General features: G+C 62.4%; 6 protein-coding genes. All 6 read left to right on the top strand.

Features of this window, described 5'->3' with window-relative positions; genetic code table 11:
• Positions 1–17 precede the first annotated feature (17 nt).
• The 6 genes from lptM to FEM54_RS25230 are packed head-to-tail and all read left to right on the top strand — an operon-like array spanning position 18 to position 4,606.
• Entirely contained in the window at positions 18–185 is a 168-nt protein-coding gene (gene lptM / locus FEM54_RS25255) for an LPS translocon maturation chaperone LptM (protein WP_017134995.1), read from the top strand.
• Between the two features lie 9 nt (positions 186–194).
• Positions 195–1,442, top strand: a complete 1,248-nt coding sequence (gene lysA, locus FEM54_RS25250; RefSeq protein WP_017134994.1) for a diaminopimelate decarboxylase — start codon at positions 195–197, stop codon at positions 1,440–1,442.
• 3 nt (positions 1,443–1,445) lie between these two features.
• Positions 1,446–2,276: a diaminopimelate epimerase gene (dapF, locus tag FEM54_RS25245; protein WP_017134993.1), complete on the top strand. Its 831-nt coding sequence runs from the start codon at positions 1,446–1,448 to the stop codon at positions 2,274–2,276.
• A gap of 13 nt (positions 2,277–2,289) precedes the next feature.
• Positions 2,290–3,006 (top strand): DUF484 family protein, encoded by a 717-nt coding sequence (locus FEM54_RS25240; RefSeq protein WP_056860805.1) that lies wholly within the window; start codon positions 2,290–2,292, stop codon positions 3,004–3,006.
• Between the two features lie 2 nt (positions 3,007–3,008).
• A complete protein-coding gene (gene xerC / locus FEM54_RS25235) occupies positions 3,009–3,908 on the top strand; it encodes a tyrosine recombinase XerC (RefSeq protein WP_017134991.1) in 900 nt (299 codons plus the stop codon).
• Positions 3,905–4,606 (top strand): HAD family hydrolase, encoded by a 702-nt coding sequence (locus tag FEM54_RS25230; protein WP_138453513.1) that lies wholly within the window; start codon positions 3,905–3,907, stop codon positions 4,604–4,606. The genes xerC and FEM54_RS25230 overlap by 4 nt, the downstream gene beginning before the upstream one ends.
• Positions 4,607–4,657: the final 51 nt, after the last annotated feature.

The raw sequence follows: 4,657 nt of genomic DNA, 5'->3' as shown, positions 1-4,657 counted from the left end.
TATTCAAGGATTTCGCCATGAAGCGCCTGATCTCTTCCCTTGCTGCGCTCGTCGCGGTCGCTTGCCTCGTTAGTGCCTGTGGTCAAAAAGGCCCGCTGTACCTGCCCGATGACAGCAAAGACCCGAACGACCAGGCACAGTCGTCGCAGAAAGCTGCGAAAGCGCATAAGCACGACACTTACTAAGGGAACATCATGGACGCTTTTAACTACCGGGACGGCGAGCTGTTCGCGGAAGGCGTGGCGCTGTCCGCGATTGCCGAGCAGTTTGGCACCCCGACCTATGTGTACTCGCGTGCGCACATCGAAGCCCAATACCGCTCGTTCACCGACCCACTGGAAGGCGTTCCACACAGGGTGTGCTACGCGGTCAAGGCCAACTCCAACCTGGGTGTACTGAATGTCCTGGCGCGTCTTGGCGCTGGTTTTGACATCGTTTCCCGTGGCGAGCTGGAACGTGTTCTGGCTGCCGGCGGCAAGGCTGACAAGATCGTCTTCTCGGGCGTCGGCAAAAGCCGCGAAGACATGCGCCGCGCGCTCGAAGTGGGCGTGCATTGCTTCAACGTCGAATCCACCGACGAGCTGGAGCGCCTGCAAGTGGTCGCCGCCGAGATGGGCGTTCGCGCGCCGATCTCCCTGCGCGTCAACCCGGACGTCGATGCCGGCACGCACCCGTATATCTCCACCGGTCTCAAAGAGAACAAGTTCGGCATCGCCATTGCCGACGCCGAAGACGTGTACATCCGTGCCGCACAGCTGCCGAACCTGGAAGTGCTGGGTGTCGACTGCCATATCGGCTCGCAACTGACCACCCTGCCTCCGTTCCTGGACGCCCTTGATCGCCTGCTGGCGCTGACCGATCGCCTTGGCGAGTGCGGCATCTACCTGCAACACATCGACCTCGGTGGTGGTGTGGGTGTGCGTTATCGCGATGAAGAGCCGCCGCTGATCGCCGATTACATCAAGGCTGTGCGTGAGCGCACCGAAGGCCTCGGCCTGACCCTGATGTTCGAGCCGGGCCGTTATATCGTTGCCAACGCCAGCGTGCTGCTGACCCAGGTCGAGTACCTCAAGCACACCGAGCACAAGGATTTCGCCATTGTCGATGCAGCAATGAACGACCTGATTCGCCCGGCGCTGTACCAGGCATGGATGGACGTCACTGCCGTAACCCCGCGCGAGGGCGAAGGCCGCGCCTACGATATCGTCGGCCCGATCTGCGAAACCGGCGACTTCCTGGCCAAGGATCGTCAGCTTGCGCTGGAGGAAGGCGACCTGCTGGCCGTGCATTCGGCCGGTGCCTACGGGTTTGTCATGAGTTCCAACTACAACACCCGCGGCCGTGCCGCCGAGGTGCTGGTGGACGGTGATCAAGCGTTTGAAGTGCGTCGCCGCGAGACGGTAGCCGAGTTGTTTGCTGGCGAAAGCCTGCTGCCGGAGTAAGCCATGCTGCTGCGTTTTACCAAGATGCACGGGCTGGGTAATGATTTCATGGTCCTGGACCTGGTCAGCCAGCACGCGCACATCCTGCCTAAGCACGCCAAACAGTGGGGCGACCGGCACACCGGCATCGGTTTCGACCAGTTGCTGATCGTCGAGGCGCCGAGCAACCCGGAGGTGGATTTCCGTTACCGGATCTTCAACTCCGACGGCTCCGAAGTGGAACAGTGCGGCAACGGTGCGCGCTGCTTTGCGCGCTTTGTGCTGGACAAACGCCTGACTGCCAAGCGCCAGATTCGTGTCGAGACCAAAAGCGGCGTGATCGAGCTGGACATTCGCAGCGACGGCCAGATCAGCGTCAACATGGGCGCGCCACGCCTGGTGCCAGCGGATATTCCGTTTCAGGCCACCGAGCAGGCCGCCAGTTACGCGCTGGATGTAGAAGGCAAAATCGTCGACATCGCTGCCGTCTCCATGGGCAACCCCCATGCCGTACTGCGGGTCAACGACATCAACAACGCCCCGGTGCATGAGCTGGGGCCGAAGATCGAGCATCACCCGCGCTTTCCGGCACGGGTCAATGTGGGCTTTTTGCAGGTGATCGACCGTACCCGTGCGCAACTGCGTGTATGGGAACGCGGCGCCGGCGAAACCCAGGCGTGCGGCACCGGTGCTTGCGCCGCAGCCGTCGCCGCGATCAGCCAGGGGTGGATGGATTCGCCCCTATTGATCGACCTGCCGGGTGGGCGTTTGTCCATCGAGTGGGCAGGGCCTGGCCACCCGGTGATGATGACCGGGCCGGCCTCGCGTGTATACGAAGGACAGGTCCGTCTATGAGTGAGCCAAGCTAATGACCGATAAGCCTCAAGTACCCGCCCAAGCAACCCCAAGCGAAAGTCTGGAGGCCGCTGCTGTCGCGGCGTACCTTGAGGCTAATCCGGACTTCTTCGTCGAACACGAAGAACTGCTGCCCGCCCTGCGCATCCCCCACCAGCGTGGCGATACCGTGTCGCTGGTGGAGCGGCAGATGAAGATCCTGCGCGAGCGCAATATCGAAATGCGCCATCGGCTTTCACACCTGATGGATGTGGCCCGCGACAACGACCGCTTGTTCGACAAGACCCGCCGCCTGATCCTGACCCTGATGGACGCCAACAGCCTGGAAGAAACGGTCATCGCCGTGGAAGACAGCCTGCGCCAAGACTTTCAGGTGCCGTTTGTCAGCCTGATTTTGTTCAGCGACAACCCGATGCCGGTGGGCCGCTGGGTCAGCGGCAGCGACGCTCAAACCGCAATCGGCGGCCTGCTCTCGGAAGGCAAGACCATCAGCGGCACCTTGCGTGAACACGAGCTGGATTTCCTGTTTGGCGCCGAACAGCGCAAGCAGATCGGCTCCACCGCCGTAGTCGCCCTCAGCCATCAAGGCTTGCACGGCGTGCTGGCGATTGCCAGCCGTGACCCTGCGCACTACAAAAGCTCGGTGGGCACGCTGTTCTTGACCTACATCGCCGAAGTGCTGGGCCGCGTCTTGCCCCGCCACACCACCACCCTGCGCGCGGTGCGCTAGCCATGGAACGGCAACTGGACGCTTATTGCGCTCACCTGCGCAACGAGCGCCAGGTGTCGCCTCACACCCTGGAAGCCTATCGACGGGACCTGAACAAGGTCCTGGCGTACTGCGAAAAACAACAGATCACCAGCTGGAAGGCGCTGGATATCCAGAGCCTGCGCAGCCTGATCGCGCGCCTGCACCAGGCGGGCCAGTCTTCGCGCAGCCTGTCGCGCCTGCTCTCAGCGGTACGCGGCCTCTATCACTACCTCAACCGTGAAGGCCTGTGCGACCACGACCCGGCCAATGGCCTGTCGCCGCCCAAGGGCGAACGGCGCCTGCCCAAGACCCTCGACACCGACCGCGCCCTGCAACTGCTGGACGGCGCCGTTGAGGATGACTTCCTGGCCCATCGTGACCAGGCGATTCTTGAGCTGTTTTATTCCTCGGGCCTGCGTCTGTCGGAGCTGACCGGCCTGAACCTGGATCAGTTGGACCTGGCGGACGGCCTGGTACAAGTGCTCGGCAAGGGCAGCAAGACCCGTGTGCTGCCGGTGGGCAGGAAGGCCCGCGAAGCCTTGCAGCTGTGGTTGCCGCTGCGCCTGTTGACCAACCCGGCCGACGATGCGGTGTTTGTCAGCCAGCAAGGCCGACGCCTGGGGCCACGGGCGATTCAGGTGCGGGTCAAGGCGGCCGGCGAGCGCGAACTGGGGCAAAACCTGCACCCTCACATGCTGCGACATTCTTTTGCCAGCCATATGCTGGAGTCGTCCCAGGACCTGCGCGCCGTGCAGGAGCTGCTCGGCCACTCCGATATCAAGACCACGCAGATCTATACCCACCTCGACTTCCAGCACCTGGCGACGGTGTACGACAGCGCCCATCCACGGGCCAAACGCATCAAGGGCGGCGACTCATGAGTATCAAGCTGATCACCTTCGACCTGGACGACACGCTCTGGGACAACGTACCCGTCATCATCAACGCCGAGGCGTCGATGCGCGAATGGCTGGCACTTAACGCCTCCAAGGTTGGCGACTTGCCCCTGGAACATTTCGCCAGCCTTCGCCAGCAGGTGTTGGAGCGCCATCCAGAGCTTAAATATCGCATCAGCATCCTGCGTCATAAGGTCCTGATGCACGCGTTTGAAGAGGCGGGTTACCCACAGCCTGAGGCCACGCAGATGGCGGATGTGTGCTACGAGGCGTTTATTCACGCCCGTCACCAGCTCACTCCGTTCCCAGAAGCGGAGCCCATGCTAAAGGCGTTGCGCCAGCACTTCCTGCTGGGCGTGATCACCAACGGCAATGCCGATGTGCAACGCGTGGGGCTGGCGGATTACTTCCACTTTGCCCTGCGCGCCGAGGATATCGGCATCGCCAAGCCGGATGCGCGGCTGTTTCAGGAAGCCTTGCAGCGCGGTGGCGTGGATGCAAATCAGGCCGTGCATATTGGCGATCATCCTGGCGATGACATCGCCGGTGCGCAGCAGGCCGGGCTTCGCGCGGTGTGGTTCAACCCGACGGGCAAGGCGTGGGAAGCGGATAAGCAGCCGGATGTAGAGATTCGTAGCCTGACAGAGTTGCCGGGGCTGCTGCGCAGTTGGCAGTCACGCTGAAGATTCAAAGTGGGAGCTGGCTTGCCTGCGATAGCGGTGGGTCAGACAGAC

The organism is Pseudomonas edaphica, from assembly GCF_005863185.1.
GTDB classification, from domain to species: domain Bacteria; phylum Pseudomonadota; class Gammaproteobacteria; order Pseudomonadales; family Pseudomonadaceae; genus Aquipseudomonas; species Aquipseudomonas edaphica.
The sequence above is the reverse complement of the archived record's forward strand: the minus strand, read 5'-3'. Positions and strand labels throughout refer to the sequence as shown.